The following is a 21,025-nucleotide window of genomic DNA, read 5'->3' as shown; positions in this document are numbered from 1 at the left end:
AATCGATCTGAGGAAAAAGTAAAGTAGAATGACTGATCAGCGGGATGTCTACAGCGAACGCTCCTATGGCAGCGAGACCATCGGTTTCGGTAGCAAACCCGGTATTGCTGTGGTTGATTTCCAGCTTGGATTTACTGACCCGTCGTATACGCTCGGTGGGTCGCCACTGGTCCAGCGGGCTGTGGAGAATTCAGCGCGATTACTTGCTGTTGCCCGCGAGAATGGTGTGCCCGTTGCAACCTGTTACACGGGCTATAATTCGAAACGAGATATGCCGTACTGGAAGATATCCGCAGTGATGGAAGATCTGATCGAAGGGCGGGCAGCGACAGAGCTTGATCCTCGAACCTATGTCCCTGATTACGACGTGGCGATGCGGAAATCAGGTGCTTCGATGTTTTTTCAGACACCGGCCGCAGCGTTTTTTAATAAAGAATCGGTCGATACGGTGTATGTGGTGGGATGCACAACGTCCGGTTGCGTACGGGCATCGATCGTCGACTGTTTTCAGTGGGGATTCAGAACCCTGGTACCGGAAGATTGTGTTGGCGATCAGGCGGAAGGTCCTCACCGGGATAATCTGAGAGATGTGGAACGGCGTTATTGTGATCTGACCACAGCAGACGACGCAATCGATCGAATCAGAGCGTGGAGCGCCTCCCAGGCGTGACTGTGTGGCCAACAAGAACAGCAATTCATTAACCACCACCCGATCATGAGTAAAGATTCCCGAAAGTCCACTGAGTGGTTTGATGCGCAGTTGCGAAAAGCAAAAGATGATTTTGCTGAGCTGGCACGGAGCAGACAGGATTTACGCTCACGTGAGCCAGCGAAGAAGTCAACTGAGAGAGAGTCAAGGTCCTTTGAGTCTCCGAAGAAGACAGACACGACCCAAGCCCGGGAGACCATTCCCGCTGTCCCGTCTCGGGCGGAGGAAGCCCGCCATCAGGATTCGACTACGGCCCGCGGCGAGCCGAGTACGCGTGAATCGAAAAGACCGGTCGCAGCGGAGCGCTCACAGGTCTCGCGTCCACGTGCCACGGGTCAGTCGGGTTATCGATTGGGTGCAGATGTCGGTGGTACGTTCACGGATATCCTGTTGATTGAAGAAGCCAGTGGGCGCAGTTTTACCGCGAAAGTACCGTCCACGCCAAAGGATTCCTCAATCGGTGTGCTGAACGGTATAGAACGGGTCTGTGATCAGGCCGGCGTGTCTTTAGCGGACATCAGTCACGTGATGCACGGTACAACGGTGGCCACGAATACGGTGCTGACCGCCAGCGGTGCGCGTGTCGGCCTGGTCACCACCAAGGGTTACAAGCAAGTCCTCCAGATTGCTCGTTCATATGTACCGGGCGGTTTGGGCGGTTGGGTGATCTTTAACAAGAGCGAGCCACTGGCGCCCCTCGAGCTGACCATAGAGGCCAACGAGCGAATCGGGGCCAAAGGCGAGATCGTCCAGCCATTGGACGAAGAAGCGCTCAAGCAGTCGTTAACGGCTCTTTCACAGCAAGGGATAGAAGCACTGACAATCTCGCTCATGAATTCTTATGCCAATGGTGCGCACGAAGAACGTGTGCGTCAGATCGCAGATGGCATATTTCCAGGCATTCCGATTTCTATTTCATCTGAAGTTGTGCCCGAGATGTATGAATACGAACGTACCGAGACCACGGTTGTCAACTCCTATATCAGACCGGTGGTGTCGACCTACATCGAGAACCTCGAAGCAGAACTCAATCGAAGGATGAGCGGCATGCAGTTGCATATTCTTCGATCAGACGGTGGTCTGGCATCCGCCCAAGCCGCGAAAGAAACACCAGTGAACCTTCTGATGAGCGGGCCGGCTGGCGGCGTCTCGGGCGCGATCTGGATTGCCCGGCAGGCCGGATACACCGACCTTTTAAGTTTTGATATGGGGGGAACTTCTACGGATGTTGCACTGATCCAGAACGGTGTTGCCAGTGCCCGGCGTGAAACCCGGGTGGCTGATGTGACGGTGCGGTCGTCATCGATCGATGTGCGCAGCGTCGGCGCCGGGGGCGGATCGATTGCCTATGTGCCGGAACTCACCAAAGCGCTGCGTGTTGGTCCTCAGAGTGCGGGTGCGGAACCCGGTCCTGCAGCGTATGGTCAAGGGGGTACCGAACCCACTGTTACGGATGCCAACGTGGTGTTGGGCTATCTGCCTGAGAGTGCGAAACTCGGCGGTGAAATGGATATGGACGCTGGCAAGGCCGAGGCTGCCGTTGAGACCATTGGCAAGGCAATGGGTTTGTCGCTGCATGATTCTGCCGAAGGTATCGTTAACATTGTCAACGAAAACATGTTTGGTGCCTTGCGGCTCGTATCTGTCGAGCAGGGCTTTGATCCGCGGGATTTTGCGCTGGTCGCCTTTGGCGGGGCTGGGCCACTGCATGCCAACGCACTGGGAAAACTGATGAATTCGTGGCCAGTGATCATCCCACCAGGACCCGGTGTGCTCTGCGCTTACGGTGATGCGACAACCCGCGTCCGTGATGAAGCATCGCGCACCTTTGTTCGACGGTTTTCAGAGACGAGTGACGCCGAAACACTGGGCATTCTTCAGGAACTCGCGGGTTCTGCTGCGGCAACCCTGGACGCCGAGGGCGTGGCCAGGTCAGATCAGTCAACGGTGTACCAGATTGACCTCCGCTATTCGGGACAGGGGATGCGGCTCACAGTCGAGATCTCGCCAGAGGATTTTGAGTCCGGCGGTCTTGACGAACTGGGGAAACGGTTCGATTCGATGCACGAACAGCTGTTTACATTTGCGCTCGACGCTGAGCGCGAACTCTACACTCTGCGTGCCCTGGTCCAAGGTAGTGAAAGTGCAGCGGAAGCACAGATGCTAGTGAGCGGTAACGGTGATCCGTCCGTGGCCAAGTACGCGCAGTCTAAGGTGTACTACGAAGGCCAGCACCACGATGCAACAATTTTCGACCGGGCGCTTCTGAAAGCGGGTGATCGTGTGCGTGGTCCTGCGATTGTTACCGAAATGGATTCAACCACATTGGTACTTCCGGGATGTACCGGCGAAGTCGACCCGGTGGGTAATCTGCTGATCCGGCCGGATTAATGTTCGGGCCCTGAGAGAACAACTAATGCCTGCACAAGTCATACAGAGTAATACGACCCCGTTTCAAAGCATAACAGTTGATCCGGTCACGCTCGATATTATCGAGAACGCCCTCAGAAACGCACGCAGTGAGATGGATGCTGTGCTGTTTCGTACCGCGATGTCACCCGGTATTAGAGAACAGCATGATGCGTTCCCCATGATTGCCAATCATGAGGGCAAGATGGTGGTTGGTCAGTTTGGCTCGTTTTTCTGGGGGTTCCAGCAGGGTTATGACGGCACTATCGAAGAGGGAGATGTTTTCCTGACCAACGATCCCTACTCCTGTAATGGGGCGGTCAGTCACCTCAATGACTGGTTGATGATGATGCCAATTTATATCGACGGACGCCTGGTGGCTTGGGCAGCGATGTTCGGCCACATGACCGATATCGGGGGCAAGGTGCCGGGCAGTCTGCCGACAGATGCGGCACAGGTGTTTGAGGAAGGTATACAGGTACCCCCGGTCAAGATCATTCGAAATGGCGAGTTGAATACCGAGATACTCGAACTTATTCTTAGAAACTGCCGCTTGCCTGATTGGAACCGTTCTGATTTCAATGCCCTTGTAGCCGCACTGAGACTGGCTGAACGCCGGGTGCTCGAGATGGCGAACCGCTTCGGGGTCGACGAGTTGGTGGTTGCCATGGTGGAAATGCTCGACCGGAACAAGCGAGCCATGGGTGCGATCCTGAATATGGTCATCCCCGAGAAAAAGCAGCATTTCGAGGACTACATCGATGACGACGGCATGGGGATGGGGCCTTATAAAGTCAGCTGTACGATGTGGCGGGAAGGTGAAAAAGTCATCTTCGACTTCGAAGGTACCGACCCGCAATCCATCAGCTCGGTCAATTTTCTGCTCAATGAAGAAATGTTCAAGATGTTTCTGGGTGCATTTTTTATCAATCTGTTCGATCCACAAATTCTGTTCAACGATGGGTTTTATGATCTGGTTGATGTACGAATACCGCGCGGATCTATTCTTAAACCCATTCGTCCAGCGGCACTGAGTTCGCGCACCCATATGCTGGGCCGTATCTTTGACATCATGAGTGGCCTGCTGGGCCAGGGATCGCCGGATGCGCTCTGTGCGGCTGGTTTCTCGGATAGCCCACATTTCATGTATTCCGGCTACGACAGTAATGGGGAGTGGTACCAGCTTTATCAGATCGGTTTCGGCGGCATACCGGGCCGCCCGGCAGGTGACGGCCCCGATGGCCATTCGCTTTGGCCGGCCTTTACCAACGTCCCCAATGAGTTTCTGGAAGCGTACTTTCCGCTTCGGATCGTCACTTATGAAACCATACCCGACAGTGGCGGTCCCGGACTGCATCGCGGGGGCAATGGCTTATCGATGGGTTACCAGTTCCTGGAACCCGGTGAAATCTCGATCCATGATGATCGCTGGTTGACCCATCCCTGGGGTGTGAAAGGCGGTCTGCCGGGCCAGCGCAGCAACAAGCTCATGGTTCGGGCGGATGGCAAAAACGAATGGATGAAATCCAAATGTGATCGGATAAAGGTATCGGTAGGTGATACGCTTTATTTCAATACTTGGGGTGGTGGTGGATGGGGTGATCCGCTTGAACGTGACGCTGGAAAAGTCTCCCTCGATGTGCAACGGGGTCTGGTGAGCGTGGAAGGTAGCCGACGCTATGGCGTGGTGCTGCAGTCCGACCTGTCTGTGGATGAGTCTGCGACGGCGAATCTCCGCCGCCAGATGGCGTCAGAACGGGGCAAGGTAGATTTATTCAATTTTGGCGGAACCGTTGAGGAACTCAAAGCGCGTTGCAAGGCGGACACCACGTTAGAGCCACCCAGGACACCGGTGTTTCAGAAGTGGGTCACGCGATCGGCAGGTGACGCTGCCGGCTAAAATTAACGGACGGTTATCAGTTGTCAAGAGTCATCCCCTGCAGTTGGTGTTGACCTTGCCGCCTAAAGGGTATTCTTGGTCGTATCGGGTTTGAAGGCGCTCTACTACATTGCTGTGGTACTGCCATCGCCGGTAGCGGATGCGGTAAGGACTCTGCAGCATAGGGCACATACGGCCTACCATAGCCGTGCAGCCCTCCGATCACCGCCGCACATCACGTTGCAGCCACCGTTTCGACAGCCGCTGGATCAGGTCGCGAATCTCAAGCAGGTGCTGGCTGAGTTTGCGTCGGTGTACCTGCCTTTCCCCGTGGGACTGAATGGTTTTGGCTGTTTTTTACCCCGGGCGGTATTTGTCAGTGTTGTTGAAAACCAGATGCTGTCCACAGTTCGACATGACCTGATCAGAACACTGATCCAAAATCAGATCGTTGGCCCTGACGAACAGCCGTTGCGTACTTTTCATCCGCACGTCACCATCGCATTTCGCGATCTGATTCGGTGTCACTTCAAGTCGCTGTGGGATGAGGTTGAACACAAATCCTTTGCCGACCAGTTCACAGCCGACGGTATTACCTTACTGCAGCACAATGGGAAAGGCTGGTCAGCAGAGACCGACTTTCCGTTCAGGCAAGAAGACGCCGACGTTCGCGCCTAACTCGAAACGGTTCGAGGCAGGTTGGTGACAACCGCTGTGGTTGGGTCGTTTCGAATCAACAACTGTCGGGCGGACCATTCAGCCGGGGGATCGGGTGTCAACTGCCAGTGGAATTCACCCGCAACCAGCTGAGCGATACTGACACCTTCTTTGTAGAGCAGACGATTGCCAGACACCGCGGCAATCCTGTTTCCCGGTGTGGTGATGCCATGAAGATTCAATGGGTCTGCAGCAGACACGATCACGGGCCGTGCCGTGCCAGTTTGATTGTTCGGATCCCGGAACTCGCGCAAGCGTTCTACTGCTTCCGGCCACGCAAACTGTTCGCCGCTGAATCCGTTGACGAAACGACCGCCGCGAACCTCACCTCTGGCTTCGAGCCGGCGGAAGACACGGGTCAATTCCCGCCAGTGCGGCAGTGATCGGTGTTCACGAATCAGCAGTGCCCGGAACACGACCCCGTAACGGTCGAGCAAAGCCACGGCGATCTGTTCGGGTTCGATGGCGACATTCTGAACAGGTGCTATTGGGTCGCTATCCTGGGATCCGTCGGGGAGTGCGGTCTGATGGGAGAGTGTCAGTTCAACCAGAGACCAGCGGCCGGCCGTTTCGACCGTTCTGCTGCGGTTTCGACGGCCGCGCCCGGCTCCGGGCCGTTTAGACGAGGGTGTAATCAGTACGCGCAGACCGGCAAAGCTGTCCGACGTGACGATGCCCCAGGCGACAAGTTCCGCCAGGGCCTCTTCAAGCTGACTTCTTAACAGGCCGGTCATCGACATCAAATCGACAAAAAATGATGCACCGTTTGACAACAGCACATCCCGCAGGCAGTTGGCCTGACTCGACAGCGAGGCCCAATCCGTCAGCTTGCCGGCCGTCAGGTCAGGGTGTGTGATCCAGGGCAACCAGTTCTGGATCTGACTGCGCTCGAAAAACATGATCGGCGTATTACGCACCGGTCCAACACGGCGTGTACTTTTGACCGGTGTAAAGGGGCGCAACCACATAAACTCACCGGCGGTGAGCAACTGATCAAGCTGGTTCTGACTGTATGCCGAAATTCGGTGTGGCAACAGGGATGATTCCCAGGCCACGGCCGGGGCCGCAAAACCTTGTAATCGATAGAGTGCGTCGCGCAGTGCCTCAGGCCCGCGTTGTCGTTCACCGGAAAGACCCTGCCAATGCAGTACAAAGCGCATGAACGCGGCAGGGGATACCGGCTCGATCTCCTTGCGTAGGGTTCTGATGGTGTAGCGGCCGATGCGTGCCAGCAGACGACGTTCACACCATTCTTCGCTGTCGCCAAAGCGGGTTTCACAGGCACTGATGGAGTTGACGCGAAACAGTCCTCGCATGGCGAATCCTTCGATCTCAAGCGTCAGCAGCGCTCGACTGACAAGTCCTTTATCTATATCCAGGGGTTTGGCCAGTGCTGTGGCGGTAACGGGCCCCAACGTTTCGAGCCGGCTTCTGATAATTTCAACCAGTCCCTGTGCCGCAGCAGTCTCCGGATCTTCCTGCTGTTCAGTCCCGGTGCCCACAGGCGTGATTACAGGTTGCAGCGAGTAGCCTCCGGTCAAACACCGGGTCAGCTGTGACAGGCGTTCTGCACTGACCCAGAGTACGGTTCCCGACTCGAGCAACACTGCGGTTGCCCGTTTGTCGAGTACCAGTTGCAGGAAAAACTTGGACCAGTCAGGCAGTGACTCACGGATCTCGCCCGTTTCAAGAAACCCGGATAGCACCAGTGCATCGTGGAGTTCATCGGCGTTTCTTGGATCGGGCCAGGCCTCAGTACGTACAGCCTCAATTGCAACTGGATCGAGCTCGGCGAGCTGGGCAGCGTCTTCAATATTAAACAGGTGGCGGTTGCGTATCGCCTGTGTCCGGCGTTCCTCGGCCGGTGCATCATCGAGGAAGGCATAAGGCCGGGCAGTGATCACTTCTTCCGCCAGTGGTGATGGGCTGGCGAGTTCACGGACGGTTATTTCTATCGGGTCAGTGGAATCGTCTTTATCAGTGAGCTGACCTATGAGTCGTTCCAGGCCGTCGACATCCATCAGTTCGGTCAGGCAGTCGGACAGCACTTGGGCCACCAGCGGATGATCAGGAATCTCGCGTTGGCCGGTGATGTTTTCGGCACAGGCGAGTTGGTCTGGAAAGACCACAGCCAGTAAATCCTCAGCATCGCTGCGCTGGAACTGTGGAGGCACTTTCTTGCCGTTTCGATTCCGACGGACTGCAAGTGCTGTGGTCGCGACCCAGCGCCAGCGGGCTGGGAACATGGGCGCATTGAGCAAAGCCTGAATCAGCACCTCTCGTACGCTGTGTGGCCGCAGATAGTCAACCACTTCAATCAGCGGAAAACTGTGGGTCGGACCCAGTGAAAGGATGATGCTGTCTTCCAATGCTGCGGCCTGCAGTTCAAAGTTGAATCGTTGGCAGAATTTTTTCCGGATCGCAAGACCCCAGGCACGATTCAGCCGAGAACCAAACGGCGAATGAATGACAAGATGCGTATCACCGATCTCATCAAAGAATCGTTCAAGAACGATGTGCCGCTGAGTCGGCAGGGAGCCCAGTGCGGCTTTGGCCAGGGCAGCATATTCCGCGAGCTGTTCTGCAGCGCTCGCAGTCAGGCCGATCGTGCGCTGCAGCCAATCTCTAGTTCGGTCTATGCCGTCTTTCGTTGCGCTGAGCTGGTGATCCAGCTGTGCTCGAAGTCTCGACACCGCAAGCGACAATTCATCACTGCGGCCCGGGGCTTCGCCGAACCAGAATGGAATGCTGGGGGACTGTCCTTTCGCATCTTCGACATAGACCTTACCCAGTTCGATTCGGATGATGCGGTATGCCGTGTTGCCCAGTTGGAAGATATCACCGGGGAGGCTCTCGAATGCAAAATCCTCATTCAGCGACCCAACGGGGAACTCCTCGGGCAGCAGTACAACGTCATAATCGAACTGGTCGGGTATTGCGCCGCCGTTCGTTATGGCAGTGAGACGCGCACCGCGCCTGCCGCGCACGCGGCCGTTAACCGCGTCCAGATGCAGGTGAGCCCCACGCCGACCCCGTCGGGTGGTATACCCGTCGGCCAGCATCTGGATAATTTCGTTAAACCGCTCGCGGGTTGTTTCCCGGTAGGGCCAGGCACGGCACAGTACGGTATACAACTCATCGACATGCCATTCCTCGGCTGCGACCTCGGCGACAATCTGCTGGGCGAGAACATCCCAGGCGGGTCTAACCGGTTGAATAGCATCGAGTTCCTGGCGTTGCACAGCATCCAGCAGGGCGGTACATTCCATTAGATCATCGCGCGATAGTGGAAACAGGCGACCTTTGGGGAGGGCCTTAACGCCATGGCCAGAGCGACCTACGCGCTGAAGGAAGGTGGCAATGCCCCGGGGCGAGCCGAGCAGACAGGTCAGGTCAATAGCGCCGATATCGATGCCGAGTTCGAGTGAAGCTGTGGCTACCAGTGCATTCAGTTCACCATTCTTAAGACGCCGCTCGGCATCAAGACGGTGGTCTCGGGCAAGACTGCCATGGTGTGCCGTGACGCCACTGGCAGGGAGTCCGCGTTCCTGCATGCGTTCCGCCAGGTGCCGGGAGACCCGTTCCGCCAGGCGGCGGGTGTTGACAAAAATCAAGGTGGAGTGGTGTTCGGCAATGAGATCAGCCAGGCGGTCGTAGATCTCGCCCCAGACTTCGGCAGGCATGACAGGCTGAAGGGGTGATGGCGGCAGTTCAATGGCAAGGTCCCGGTCACGCACGAAACCGGTGTCGATGATCCGACACTCATCATTGCCGGGACGGTTGCCGACCAGGAAAGCCGCCATGTGGTCGATCGGCTTCTGGGTCGCGGAGACCCCGATACGAACAGGAGGTTTGACACACAGGGCGTCCAGGCGTTCCAGCGATAGAGACAGGTGCGCTCCGCGCTTGTTACCAGCCACCGCGTGCAGTTCGTCAATAATGACAGTGCGCACTGTCTGCAGTATCCGACGACCGGACTCGGAGGTCAGAAAAATAAAGAGCGATTCCGGGGTCGTGACCAGGATGTGCGGTGGTTGCCGGCGCATCTTGGCGCGTTCAGCCTGAGGTGTATCGCCGGTGCGTACGGCCGATCGGATCGACAGTGGACTGGGTAAGGGCAATTCCTGTGTGATACCTAGCAGTGGCGCTTCAAGGTTTCGATTGATATCGTTAGACAGGGCTTTGAGTGGAGACACATACAAAATGCGGGTTTCATCGGGCAGGCCGAACAGTTCACCGTCGCGCACCAGTTCGTCAATGACAGCGAGAAAGGCAGCCAGGGTCTTGCCGGATCCAGTGGGCGCGGCCATCAAAGTGTGTGAACCACTCTGGATGGCGGGCCAGGCCTGTGCCTGTACTTCGGTGGGCTGATCAAACTGGCTGTTGAACCAGCGTGCAACGGCCGGATGAAAATGGGAAAGAGGCATCAAGGCATTGTAGTGCCTATGAGGCTCACTGGATGAGTATTCAAACTGCCGCGTAGAGTGCGGAACACCCGGTTCTTGGGGCACGATAGATTCGGTTATCATCGTGCCGAACTAAATCAAAATTGAGGGGTTGAGGATGTCCGTATCGCTTGAACAGGCCCAGACCATTGCTACGGCCAGTCTGGCCAAAGCGAGGGAGTTGGCTTTAAAACCCGTCAGTGTGGTGGTGTTGGATCCAAGAGCCACCCTGGTTGTGGTGTTGTCTGAAGATGGTGTCAGTACGTTGCGGGCCCGGATTGCCCAGGGGAAAGCCAATGCGGCCATTGCGATGGGTATGGGCACGCGGGCGCTGATGGCGCGCGCCGAACAGCAGGCCTACTTTATTCAGGCGATCAACGGCCTGGCTGAGGGTAATTTTGTGCCCGTACCCGGTGGGGTGCTGATCCACGACGAGGCTGGAGCCCTCTTGGGCGCGGTGGGTATCTCGGGTGATACGTCGGATAACGACGAAGCAGCCGCTGTCTACGGTATTGCCGCAGCGGATCTGGTCAGCGACACGGGTTAGCCGAAGGCTTTTGGAAATGAACAACGAGATAAATCGAACAAACTCGTATGGTGCTGAAATCTTTGCCGGGCAAATTTTCAGCTGGGAGGATATCGATCGCTACCAGTTTGATGAGGATGGCAGTGAATGTCAGATCATCAGCGGTGAACATATGCATCTGATCCGCGCGGTTTATGAGCCTGGATCGATCTACCCCATGCATTCCCATCCGCATGAGCAGTTCAGCCTGCTGCTGACCGGACGGATTCTTTTGACGGTGGGCGATGAGACCCGGGAAATCGGCCCTGGCGACGGCTGGTATGCAGCCGGCAATGTGCCCCACGGCGGTCAAATCATCGGTGATGAAACGGCTGTGTTTATCGATGTGTATTCGCCAGCGACACATTGGATACTCGATATATTGGCCGGTGGGAAAAAATTGCCCCCCGTCGGATCGGTGGACTAGTAAGCTGTTTAAAAAGACACCTCTAAAAGGAACGACTGCGATGGAACTGAAGAACACTTTTGCAGGAGATGCGCGGCCGGAAACGGTTGCTGCGGCGGTTGCTGAGGATGGGTATGCTGTCGTGCGTGATGCGGTCGATGCCGATACGGTTGCTGCCGTAAAAGCCGATCTGGCACCCTATTTTGCGCAAGCGCATGACGGGCACGAAGAGTTTTATGGCAAGCTCACCAAGCGGTTTGGGGCGCTGCTTGCGAAGTCGACTGCGGTTCAGACTCTGTTGGTTCACCCCACGATACTGGCGGTCGCGGACGACGCCTTGTTGCCTCATTGTGTCCGCTATCGTGTGCACTATACCGGCGTGATGCACCTTGAGCCGGGCGAAACCCGGCAGGTGTTGCATCGTGATATTGGGGTCTACCCGATTGCGAGTCCGTGTCCTCCGTTGACCGTGGCGACGATGTGGGCGCTCAGTGATTTCACCCGGGAGAATGGTGGCACGCGCCTGGTCCCGGGGTCCCATCGTTGGTCCAACGACCGGGTGCCAGAACCTGAGGAGGTCGTGGCCACTGAAATGCCTGCGGGTTCAGTACTGATTTACACTGGAAATACGATTCATGGCGGCGGTGCGAACCGCGCGGAGAGTCCGCGTAGCGGTGTAGCCTTGCATTACAACCTGGGTTGGTTGCGGCAGGAAGAGAACCAGTATATGGCTGTGCCGCCGGAACTGGCTCGGCAGTTGCCGGACCAGATTCAGGAACTGATCGGTTATTCGTTGGGTTCGAGCAGTCTGGGCGTTGTGGACCATATGGATCCCAAGGACTATCTGCATGGGGTTCGTGATCCGGCGCAAAGTGATCTCGGTCCTCCGGAACTGGTCAAACAGGTTGCGGCGTTATCCCGTTTTCATGTGAGTCATAGTGCAAAGGGGCCTCCGAGCTACTACGACGTGGATACCGATTAGTGTGGTAGGTTTCGGTGTTTGTTTACGTTCTGGCGTAGACGCTGAAGACTGAGTTGTGATGGATGATCATCTCTTAGCGGACGACTATATAGAGGAACCATGGTGGTGGCATGCTGCACCGCGGCCAGCGCAGTCCACGATGGACAATTTTCCGGACAGGGCCGATGTCGTCGTGGTGGGTTCCGGGTTTACCGGCCTGTCTGCCGCGCTGACACTCGCCCGGGCAGGACGCGACGTCGTGGTGTTGGAAGCAAAAGCACTGGGTCATGGTGCGAGTTCCCGCAATGCGGGCTTTGTCGGGCGAACGCTCAAGCACAGTTTTGGTTCGCTGCTACAAGCCTATGGTCTTGGCTACGCAGTGCAGGTGTACCGGGAACTCGATGCCGCGTTTTATTTTGTGTTCGAACTGGTAGCGCGGGAGAACATACACTGTTACCTGACGCGCTGTGGCCGGTTCATGGGCGCCCTGAATGCCGAGCAGCGGGTATTGATGACCGATGAACTCGAGTTGCGACGCAAACATCTCGGTCACCCGTTTCAGATGATCTCTGAATCTGAGCAAAGTGAAGAGATTGGGGCCGGTCGTTATGTCGGGGGAGCGCTGATTCCAGACCTCGGGAGTATTCATCCCGGGCTCTACCATCTGGGGTTGCTGAACACTGCACGGTCGGCCAGTGTGCAGATAATCGGTCATACACCGGTGACTGCTGTTCGTCCTGATGGGACCGGTTTTCAAGTTGATACGCCACGGGGTGTTTTGATGGCTAGAGATGTGATTGTTGCCACCAATGGGTATACCGACAGTGCCGTACCCTGGTTGCGGCGCCGGGTCATCCCTTTTCACGGTTATATGATCGCGACCGATGTTCTGTCCGAAGATGTGATTACCCAGATTCTGCCCAACAACCGAACTTTTCATGATTACAACAACAACCTGGTGTATATACGCCAGGCGCCGGATCAACCTCGTCTGCTCATGGGCGCTTATACCGGTGGCCCGGTTGACCGATTATCCACGAAAGCCGAAAAACTGAAGAGCCGTCTGGATGTTATCTTCCCCGAATTGAGTGACGTAAAACTCTCGCGTATCTGGAGTGGACAATGTGCGGGTACATTTGATTTGTGGCCGCATGTGGGCATGCACAATGGGCTGCACTATGCGCTGGGGTACTGTTTTGCCGGACTGCCGATGGGCACTTACCTCGGTGACAAGGCAGCGAAACAGGTACTGGGTTTGCAAGAAGCTTCAACTGTATTTGCGGATCGTACGTTTCGCAGTCACCCTCTGTACACGGGAAATCCGTGGTTTGTCCCGCTCGCGATGCGTTGGTACGACCGGCAGGATGCAGCCTATTCGTAACCGCTTTTGCCACCACGCTTAAGGGAACGTTTCTCTAGTGGCTGGTGCTGAAGTGCACCGGTATACCCGAACCCCAGGTCAGGTTTCAACTTTGAACGCTCGAAAATGTCCGTAAGCCATACCACCATTGGCAAAGCATTCGTAACGCCCGCGGGTCCAGTTGAGAAAAGCCTCAAGGTCCTTGTTCCCAAGTTTTGCCCGTAGCGTGTCTTTGAGTTCTGTTTTCACACGGTCCAGGTAGCCTCGGGCAAGGTCTGTAGTTGCCTGGGTTCGGTCGACGACAGACACTGACCCAAAGCCACTCTTCGACAGGGTTGTTTCGAAATGCGACCGGCAGACAAAATAGAAGTTAAGGCCTCTTTCCCTTAGCAGGGAGTCCCAATCTCTGTAAGCAGAATTGTCTGCTGCCTTGAACCATTCGCCGCCGACCACCCAGCCCCCGCAGCGTAATACCCTGTGGATCTCGGAAAAAAAGCCGTACAAATCCTCTAGATGACAGCTGGTCGCTGTGAGATAGATCACGTCGAATTGGTCAGAATGATAAGGCAGTGCACCGCCGTCAAACCGTGTCAGGGTGATACGATCGTCCATGTCTGTTGCTTCAATCAGTTCACCTGCGCGTCTGATGATATCGTCATCGATATCCAGGGCATCCACATGACGCGCATGATGGTCTTTGACCAGCGAGATAGCAGCGCCGCCCAGTCCGCAGCCGATGTCCAGCAGTTGGCGGTTACGAATTTTGATGCCCGTCACTATTCGTGCGACCTCAGCGTCACCGCCGGCCGACATGTATCCCTTGCCATAGACCAGTTCCATGGTCTCGATATTTCTAGGGTCATAACGGTTAACTGAACTGCCCATCGTGGATTTATGACTTACCGTGTTGTCGGCAGTGGCCAGGTGAGTCTTACCCAAACTCTGATGAGTGTTGAAATTTTCGCACTGGATAATCTTCGCCCGTCGGGACGGGCCCCCGCGGATTCAAGTGCAGGCGGTCGACGCCGCGTGCCATATAGGCCTCGAACGTCGGCCATTCAGAAAGATCAGCCTGCACGCGGGTCGGGGAGAATCGCATCGTCATACCACAGCGCATATGCTGCGACTGGTTTGGACCTGAACCATGCAAAAGACCAGAATCATGGAGCGAAATTTCTCCGGCTTTGAGGTCGATAGTAACGATGTCTTCGGGTTGTCAATTTGAGATATCGGCTCCCCGATTCAGCACAAGATGGGGGTTATTGTTTGTATGGTGGGCAAACTGTCCTCGGCGGTGACTGCCGGATACCACCTGCATGGCTGCATTGTTGGTGTCCGTATCGTAAACCGCGAGCCAGACCGAAACTGTCTGCTGCGGGGAAAGTGGCCAGTACTGTGCATCCTGATGCCAGGGCACTTCGGATCCATCTCCCGGGTACTTCACGAAAAACTGACCGGCCCACTGGAAAAAATCTGGCCCGATCAGGTCTTCAACATAATCCAGAATGGCTGGGTGGCGGGAAAGATCGTAGAACGTGCGGCTGTACTTGTGCCACAAATTGACCTGATTGATATCGGTGCTATCGGGTAGTCGTGCGGCCAGTTCCTCAAATGACGCCTGGAGCGTCGAAATCTTAGAAGCATCAATAACCGACAGATTCTTTATATAGCCGCACCGTTGATACTGCTCGACCTGGGCTTCGGTCAGGCGGCGCAGGGGCGTTTGCGCTGATTGTTGTGATGCAGTCATTCTCGACTACCTAAGTTATTTTGCTTATGGTTTGGGTTAGGATAACTGAGGTCATAGATCAGATAAAGAACAAGAGGTTTGGAATTCATGTCAGTCACCCTAGAAAATGAACTTAACCAGTTATGTGATGAACAGCCGTTTCACACGGGTTGGTACGTCAAGAACCTGCGAACAGGTGCTGTACTGGAACGTCATGGTAACGCTGTGGTGCCATCGGCCAGTACCCGCAAGATTGCGATCATGATGGCAGCGCTCAAGGCGGTGAATGAGGGCGAGCTCTCGCTGTCCCAGCCGGTGACCATGGCATCTCGATTTAAGAACAACGATTCCGGGTGTTTTCAACATTTACAGAGTGATTTTGTGATTCAGCTTCAGGACGCTCTGGTGATGATGATCATCGTGAGTGACAACACATGCACCGGCGCAGTTGCGGACCTGGTAGGTCTCGAATTGATCAATGTGTTGTGCCAGTCTATCGGTATGGTGGATACGGTACATCGATACGGTATACCGCCTGCCGGTATGGCCGGCTATCTACCGGCCGACAAGACCAATTCGACCACACCGGCAGATGTCGCTCTCCTGCTCGAAATCATATTGCAGGGTGTAGTTGATGAGGCCAGCGCTGGTCGACTGGGATGTACACCGGACTTATGCCAGTTGGCAATCGATATTCTGAGCTGGCAGCGACTGCGTAACCGGATACCCGCCCGCTTGCCTTTAGGAACCAAGGTGGCGCATAAGACCGGAACTACAGCTAAGAATTATAACGATGCCGGTATTGTCTATGCCGGGGATAGGCCGCTGTTTCTGATCAGCGCCTATACCGACAACGTACCCGCTGAACTACCGACCGGCGAGCCGGGCCATACCGTGGCTTATGATCTGACAGCCCGGTTGTCGCGTCTGTGTTGGGATGAATTTTTGTTGTAAGCACAAAATGGATTAATGAGGAACATGCAAGCCGATGTTGATCGATCCAACAGGTTTGGCGGAGATGTTTGTCGAGTACAGCGATAAAGGCGTTTCGCCTTAGCGATGACAGGCCAACAGAATTGACAATTGCGACAACCGATAAACAATAGCAGTATGGCCATCCGGAGCATTCAATCGATTGTATTCCTTAGCCTATGCGTAGGATGTGTGTTATTGAGTGCCCTTAAACCGATAGCCGCTGCTGAGACGATTACACAGACCTTTGCCAATGCGGATCGTTATGTGGGAGAGATTCAGAATGGCCAGTTCCATGGACAGGGTGCGTACTTCTTTTCAAACGGCAATGAATATGAAGGGGCGTTTCACGAGGGAAAATACCATGGCCAGGGGGTATTTAAGTTTGCCAGTGGAGAGCGCTACGAGGGCGAGTTCAGGGGTGGCAAGTTCCACGGGCACGGTGTCTATACGTGGGCTGGCGGACTTCGCTTTGAGGGTGCTTGGCAGAACAACCGAAAGTGGACTGGCACGGTTTATAGCCAGTGGGGGACCGTGGCGGGTACTTATACGGAAGGGAAATGGGAGAGTGCGCTTTAGGTTCTTCTAATCAGAAATATCCCCCGTCATCAAGTTACGCGTTGTAATCAGCGCACAGTGGGTAATCAAAATGAACGAACCAGGTATACTGCTACTTGAAACGATTGTGGAGTTTTAAGATATCTGTCGGTAGGCTGATCGTTGGGTTTCGTAGAATGAAGTAATTGGTTGTTGTGAGGGGAAGCGATGAACTTTGACGGCGATCTGAGGAAAATCGGAGACATAGACGTCACTCGGTTTGCACAGCACGCGGCGAAAATTACCGACGCGGATTGGACCGCTGATGCCTTTCGCCAGAAAACTTATGAGGTGCACAAGCAGACGCAAACCATTCGGCTGATCATGGACGAAGACGGCCGTCATCGTGATCCCACCTACCATTCGTCATATCAGACCTACAAAGAGCTGCTGGAGCCAATTGAAACCTTCATCCGGCGACAGTTCGAGCAGTCCCTAAAAGCCAAGCGCCTGCGGAAGAAGCATGGTCGGGGTTATTTCATCCGTATGATCCTGGTCAAACTTCTAACCAATGGCAGCATACCGCACCATGTTGACCAGGGTGAGACGCTATCAAAATCACACCGCATGCATCTGCCGATCATTACCAATGAACAGAACCTGTTTTCAGTGGGTGATACCGAGGTGCATATGAAACCTGGTGAACTCTGGGAGATCAACAATCGACGGGAACACGGCGTTGTCAATGGCGGCAGCGAGGATCGTATCCACCTGATTGTTGACTATGTACTGGCAGGCGAGAAAATTATCGACGCAGATGGCACCACACTGGTGTGTTGAGCACGAGGGTGTGCAACTGCAAGTAATGTGTGGTGTACTGGCTAGGGCCATCGACTCGAGCTAGATTCCCACTGAGTTAGGAGATACATCCCTTTGATATTTTTTGTTTTAGTAACAGGTCTGAGGTGACGTAAGGTCAAAGGGACTCAGAATCTGGTTGAGTTCATCAAGATCGATGTGCCCGCCTGAGACCACGCAGGCGATCTTGCCGGTACCGGCACGGCCAGCCAGGGCGGTGGCAACCGCTGCTGCCCCCGCGCCCTCGGCGACGATGTGATTGCGTTCAACCAGCAGTTTGATGGTGGTGGCCAGTTCGTTAACCGACATCAATAGTGAACCGTCGACGACGCTACTCAGGATGGGCCACATTTCTTCCGCAACAGACGGTGCGCCGCTGAAGCCCGAGGCATAGCGTGGTGCGGGTTTGGGGGTGATGGTTACGGGTTCGCCAGCCGCGAGTGATGGCGCCAGGGGTGCCCCGGTGTCCAGTTCACACGCATAGCGCCGGGTGGACGGTTTAAGCAGTTGGATCGCCGAGGCGACGCCGGCGGTGAGCCCACCGCCCCCAAACGGAGTAATGACAGCATTGACGTCTGGAAGATCTTCCAGGATTTCAAGACCGATGGTGCCCTGGCCCGCCATGACATCACGGTTACTCGCTGGGTGAATGAAAAGCCCTACCATGCCAGGGTAGTCGTGACTGTGTAAGATCAGGTCGAACCAGGCGTCCCGGGGAATTGTCCGGATGGATGCGCCCAGTTCTTCCATTGCGGCAAGTTTTGATCTGGTCGCATCTTCGGGCACGACCACAGTTGCTTTGATGCCCATCTCACGTGCTGCCCAGGCGACACCTTGAGCCATGTTGCCCATGCTTGCAGTCCACACACCCGCTTTAAGCCTTTCAGGGTCAGTGCTGCGCATCGCGTTGATTGCACCGCGCAGTTTGAATGAACCGATCGGCTGCAGATTCTCAAGCTTGAGATAGATCTTGGTATCCGCAAGGTCGACATTCAACTGAACCAACGGTGTGCGTACCGCGGCACCGCGAATATTGTTCTGAGCGTGCTGGAATTCTTCCAGCGTCAGGGGTGCATGGGGATTCATCGGGCAGAAAAGCTGTCTTCTCGCTTAGAACGAAAAATAGATTGTCAGTGCAAGGCAGCTGGCCAGAAGAATGCAGCCCGCCCAGGTCCACGCCGCACGGTATTTATCGGAAAACAGAAATGATGTTTTAAACCAATCAATGGTTTTCATGCGTTGTACACCTCGAATTGTTCAGCGTCATAAACCAGGGGTTGAACAATGCCGCCAGCATCGTCTAGTACTGCCTGTACCTCGGGGACGTCGAGCAGATTGTTCCAGACAGTTGAGAGAATCGGAAATTCAGAAGGGAGATCGATTTCAGCCAGCAGGGCATTTCGTATCTGAGGCACCAGGAAGCAGTCAGCCAGTGTAACTGAATCGCCTACCGCAAACTTGCCGGCACACCGCGTCAGGAGATTCTCGATCGCACCGAACTCGCGGCGGATGAAATGCAGTCGCAATGGGTGGCGGGTGGGGTCCGCCTTGACCATTCCCCATTCACCCATGGCCTGGATGATAAACGGAATGTTCTGATAGGGCTGTGTGTCGGCAGCGATGATCCACATGATGCGCTGGACCTCTGCGCGAAGCCAGGGATCGGTCGGCAGCAAAGCCATGTCGTCATCAGGTGCGAGAGTTGACTCGATCAGGTCGATAATCGGCCCGGACTGTGTCATCTTGCGTCCGCCTGGCAGCAGCAAGATGGGCACCCGACCTTCAGGGTTTAAGGCGATAAGGTCGTTGGTGCCCAGCCGCAGTGTTTCCGGATGGTTATCGGGCAGCGTAAACACGAGTATTCCGCGGTGATCCGTTTTGAGTCCGGTACTGACAAGTTCAACCGTACCGGGTGCTATGCCGCGGCACCGTAGGTACAGCGTCACCCGCATCGAGGCACTGCTGGCCGGGTGATAGATCAATTGCAATGGCTTCTGTACTGGCATGGTGGTCCCAATCTGGCTGTTTGTTTAAAGGGTTGTCCTGTTGTCGATAATTATAGGCAGCTTGGTTGTGGAATATCTTAGGCGCGATCAGTGGCAGTGTGTTGCGAGTCAGAGCACCCAAATTACGAGCAAATAAGCCATTATTCACTGAGGCAATGGCAATCTCTGGACGGGCCGTTGAAACTCAGAAATAATCTGACAAGTGCACAGACTTCATGGATTTTAAGGCCAGGGCTTAGGAATGCCGGACGCAACCAGGACAACACGACGCCTGTTCAGAACCACCGGACGAGTCGCGATAGCGGCGCTGGTCGGTCTGATTATTCTGGCAGCAGTGAATACCTCGCAGGCAGGAAACTGGTGGGAATCGGATTGGGAAACCCACTCACCACGATGGTCAGAAGATAATGGATCAGGTTCTTGGGGGGAGTTTTGGACACATTCCAATAATCCAAGGACTCCATGGCATGTTGGAGTAGTAGGTGGCGGTCATCCTCGTAGGGCAGGTGCACAAAGTATTCGGTTCGAAAGAAGGACAGGATATTGCGGTGGTGCTGATTGCGCCTGGAATAGCGAGCGTGTCGAGTTAGGGTCTGAAGTAGGTGATCGCCCCGGTAATAGCCGGTGGTACGCATGGAGTGTGTATCATCAGAACTATCAATGGTTAGGCGGATCCGTTGCGCCTGTCCATGGCCAGTTTAAAACTTGGAATGATGGCCACCAACTTGCGTTTTTTAATATGGATGCAAATCGAGGTATGGTAGTCAACTTTGATGAGTTTGAAGGCTGGCGCGGTTCAAAAGTTATTATTCCAAAAAGTCAAATTTCAAATAAATGGAATGACATTCGCGTCTATGCCAAATGGAGTACGGGTGCTGATGGCATATTTCGTATTTGGGTAAACGGAGTGCTTAAAGTAGATCGCAGAGGTCGTAATATGGTGAATAGCGATCCAGTTATGTTTCGTTTTGGTATCTACGCACCACAGGTAAATAGAGCAGGCGCTGGCAGGCCAACTCAAGTAGTTTATTACGATGAATTGATGCGCGGTAATAGTTGTCAGAGCGTCAGTCAGTTTATGGCGTGTGATGGTAATACCAATGGTGTAAAACCATACACTGGCGGTGCTAGTGGAAATGGTACGCAAACAACAGGTCCTGGTCCGGGCGCAACTGACCCAGAAAATACTAGTCTAGAAACCTATGTTGACAAATACGGTGATTTATTAGCGGCCTATAATGCCAATCCAGGTGGTCAGTCGAAAGCCACCTGGGGTAAGCGGCATTACTGTGATTATGGTCACGGTGAAGGCCGTACCAGTTCTGACTGACGTCATCGATGTGTGCCACGACGCTTAATACCACCTCACCCACGATCAAAGTCTCGGTTGAGGATGTCCTGGGGCGGGGTAACCGCTTCAGTGCTGAGATCACCCAGGGCGTTGGAGCATTCTCAAAGATTGCCGTATTCAA

16 protein-coding genes and 1 pseudogene are annotated in these 21,025 nt (G+C 54.8%); 12 read left to right on the top strand and 5 right to left on the bottom strand.

The annotated features are described in order from the left end of the window. Positions 1-28: 28 nt before the first annotated feature. The 4 genes from MK323_09275 (at position 29) to MK323_09260 (ending at position 5,675) form a co-directional block, all read left to right on the top strand. Positions 29-670: an isochorismatase family protein gene (locus tag MK323_09275; protein MCH2482350.1), complete on the top strand. Its 642-nt coding sequence runs from the start codon at positions 29-31 to the stop codon at positions 668-670. Positions 671-715: 45 nt separating this feature from the next. Beyond that, positions 716-3,100, top strand: coding sequence for a hydantoinase/oxoprolinase family protein (locus MK323_09270; protein MCH2482349.1), 2,385 nt, complete (start codon positions 716-718; stop codon positions 3,098-3,100). Between the two features lie 25 nt (positions 3,101-3,125). Continuing rightward, entirely contained in the window at positions 3,126-5,018 is a 1,893-nt protein-coding gene (locus MK323_09265) for a hydantoinase B/oxoprolinase family protein (protein MCH2482348.1), read from the top strand. Between the two features lie 90 nt (positions 5,019-5,108). After that, a complete protein-coding gene (locus tag MK323_09260) occupies positions 5,109-5,675 on the top strand; it encodes a 2'-5' RNA ligase family protein (protein MCH2482347.1) in 567 nt (188 codons plus the stop codon). Here the strand turns inward: MK323_09260 and MK323_09255 are convergent. After that, complete coding sequence (locus tag MK323_09255; GenBank protein MCH2482346.1) at positions 5,672-10,141, bottom strand: DEAD/DEAH box helicase; 4,470 nt, start codon at positions 10,139-10,141, stop codon at positions 5,672-5,674. The two genes, MK323_09260 and MK323_09255, sit on opposite strands and share 4 nt — an antisense overlap. A gap of 136 nt (positions 10,142-10,277) precedes the next feature. Here MK323_09255 and MK323_09250 point away from each other — a divergent pair, with 136 nt between their 5' ends. From MK323_09250 to MK323_09235, 4 genes are read left to right on the top strand one after another with little or no spacing between them, the layout of a single operon-like run. Continuing rightward, entirely contained in the window at positions 10,278-10,706 is a 429-nt protein-coding gene (locus MK323_09250; GenBank protein MCH2482345.1) for a heme-binding protein, read from the top strand. 16 nt (positions 10,707-10,722) lie between these two features. Further along, positions 10,723-11,151, top strand: a complete 429-nt coding sequence (locus tag MK323_09245) for a cupin domain-containing protein (GenBank protein MCH2482344.1) — start codon at positions 10,723-10,725, stop codon at positions 11,149-11,151. 40 nt (positions 11,152-11,191) lie between these two features. Continuing rightward, a complete protein-coding gene (locus tag MK323_09240; protein MCH2482343.1) occupies positions 11,192-12,112 on the top strand; it encodes a phytanoyl-CoA dioxygenase family protein in 921 nt (306 codons plus the stop codon). Positions 12,113-12,170: 58 nt separating this feature from the next. Next, positions 12,171-13,472 carry an FAD-binding oxidoreductase gene (locus tag MK323_09235; GenBank protein MCH2482342.1) on the top strand — a complete coding sequence of 434 codons (1,302 nt, stop codon included), beginning with the start codon at positions 12,171-12,173 and terminating at the stop codon, positions 13,470-13,472. A gap of 78 nt (positions 13,473-13,550) precedes the next feature. On the opposite strand, the gene MK323_09230 is transcribed toward MK323_09235, so the two are convergent. Together MK323_09230 and MK323_09225 are read right to left on the bottom strand one after the other, a co-directional pair. Further along, positions 13,551-14,336 (bottom strand): methyltransferase domain-containing protein, encoded by a 786-nt coding sequence (locus MK323_09230; GenBank protein ID MCH2482341.1) that lies wholly within the window; start codon positions 14,334-14,336, stop codon positions 13,551-13,553. A 46-nt stretch (positions 14,337-14,382) separates the two neighbouring features. Further along, positions 14,383-15,201, bottom strand: a pseudogene (locus tag MK323_09225) (phytanoyl-CoA dioxygenase family protein). Positions 15,202-15,288: 87 nt separating this feature from the next. Between MK323_09225 and MK323_09220 the strand changes: the two are divergent. The 3 genes from MK323_09220 (at position 15,289) to MK323_09210 (ending at position 17,529) form a co-directional block, all read left to right on the top strand. Beyond that, the gene (locus tag MK323_09220) at positions 15,289-16,134 is read left to right on the top strand and encodes a class A beta-lactamase-related serine hydrolase (protein MCH2482340.1); all 846 of its coding nucleotides are present in this window, start codon (positions 15,289-15,291) and stop codon (positions 16,132-16,134) included. Positions 16,135-16,350: 216 nt separating this feature from the next. After that, positions 16,351-16,731, top strand: a complete 381-nt coding sequence (locus tag MK323_09215) for a hypothetical protein (GenBank protein ID MCH2482339.1) — start codon at positions 16,351-16,353, stop codon at positions 16,729-16,731. 186 nt (positions 16,732-16,917) lie between these two features. Continuing rightward, a complete protein-coding gene (locus MK323_09210; protein MCH2482338.1) occupies positions 16,918-17,529 on the top strand; it encodes an aspartyl/asparaginyl beta-hydroxylase domain-containing protein in 612 nt (203 codons plus the stop codon). A gap of 108 nt (positions 17,530-17,637) precedes the next feature. On the opposite strand, the gene MK323_09205 is transcribed toward MK323_09210, so the two are convergent. After that, positions 17,638-18,633: a pyridoxal-phosphate dependent enzyme gene (locus MK323_09205; protein ID MCH2482337.1), complete on the bottom strand. Its 996-nt coding sequence runs from the start codon at positions 18,631-18,633 to the stop codon at positions 17,638-17,640. A gap of 146 nt (positions 18,634-18,779) precedes the next feature. Next, a complete protein-coding gene (locus MK323_09200; protein MCH2482336.1) occupies positions 18,780-19,553 on the bottom strand; it encodes a glutathione S-transferase N-terminal domain-containing protein in 774 nt (257 codons plus the stop codon). Between the two features lie 241 nt (positions 19,554-19,794). On the opposite strand from MK323_09200, the gene MK323_09195 reads away from it, so the two are divergent. After that, positions 19,795-20,883 carry a polysaccharide lyase gene (locus tag MK323_09195; protein MCH2482335.1) on the top strand — a complete coding sequence of 363 codons (1,089 nt, stop codon included), beginning with the start codon at positions 19,795-19,797 and terminating at the stop codon, positions 20,881-20,883. Positions 20,884-21,025: the final 142 nt, after the last annotated feature.

This window comes from Gammaproteobacteria bacterium, assembly GCA_022450155.1.
In the GTDB taxonomy this organism is placed as follows: domain Bacteria; phylum Pseudomonadota; class Gammaproteobacteria; order Arenicellales; family UBA868; genus REDSEA-S09-B13.
This window is presented reverse-complemented; position numbering and strand designations above follow the sequence as displayed.

Coding starts and splice junctions, on each gene's coding strand:
- MK323_09275 (MCH2482350.1), top strand. CDS start 29: ATGACTGATCAGCGGGATGTCTACAGCGAACGCTCCTATGGCAGCGAG.
- MK323_09270 (MCH2482349.1), top strand. CDS start 716: ATGAGTAAAGATTCCCGAAAGTCCACTGAGTGGTTTGATGCGCAGTTG.
- MK323_09265 (MCH2482348.1), top strand. CDS start 3,126: ATGCCTGCACAAGTCATACAGAGTAATACGACCCCGTTTCAAAGCATA.
- MK323_09255 (MCH2482346.1), bottom strand. CDS start 10,141: ATGCCTCTTTCCCATTTTCATCCGGCCGTTGCACGCTGGTTCAACAGC.
- MK323_09250 (MCH2482345.1), top strand. CDS start 10,278: ATGTCCGTATCGCTTGAACAGGCCCAGACCATTGCTACGGCCAGTCTG.
- MK323_09245 (MCH2482344.1), top strand. CDS start 10,723: ATGAACAACGAGATAAATCGAACAAACTCGTATGGTGCTGAAATCTTT.
- MK323_09240 (MCH2482343.1), top strand. CDS start 11,192: ATGGAACTGAAGAACACTTTTGCAGGAGATGCGCGGCCGGAAACGGTT.
- MK323_09235 (MCH2482342.1), top strand. CDS start 12,171: ATGGATGATCATCTCTTAGCGGACGACTATATAGAGGAACCATGGTGG.
- MK323_09230 (MCH2482341.1), bottom strand. CDS start 14,336: ATGGGCAGTTCAGTTAACCGTTATGACCCTAGAAATATCGAGACCATG.
- MK323_09220 (MCH2482340.1), top strand. CDS start 15,289: ATGTCAGTCACCCTAGAAAATGAACTTAACCAGTTATGTGATGAACAG.
- MK323_09210 (MCH2482338.1), top strand. CDS start 16,918: ATGAACTTTGACGGCGATCTGAGGAAAATCGGAGACATAGACGTCACT.
- MK323_09205 (MCH2482337.1), bottom strand. CDS start 18,633: ATGAATCCCCATGCACCCCTGACGCTGGAAGAATTCCAGCACGCTCAG.
- MK323_09200 (MCH2482336.1), bottom strand. CDS start 19,553: ATGCCAGTACAGAAGCCATTGCAATTGATCTATCACCCGGCCAGCAGT.
- MK323_09195 (MCH2482335.1), top strand. CDS start 19,795: ATGCCGGACGCAACCAGGACAACACGACGCCTGTTCAGAACCACCGGA.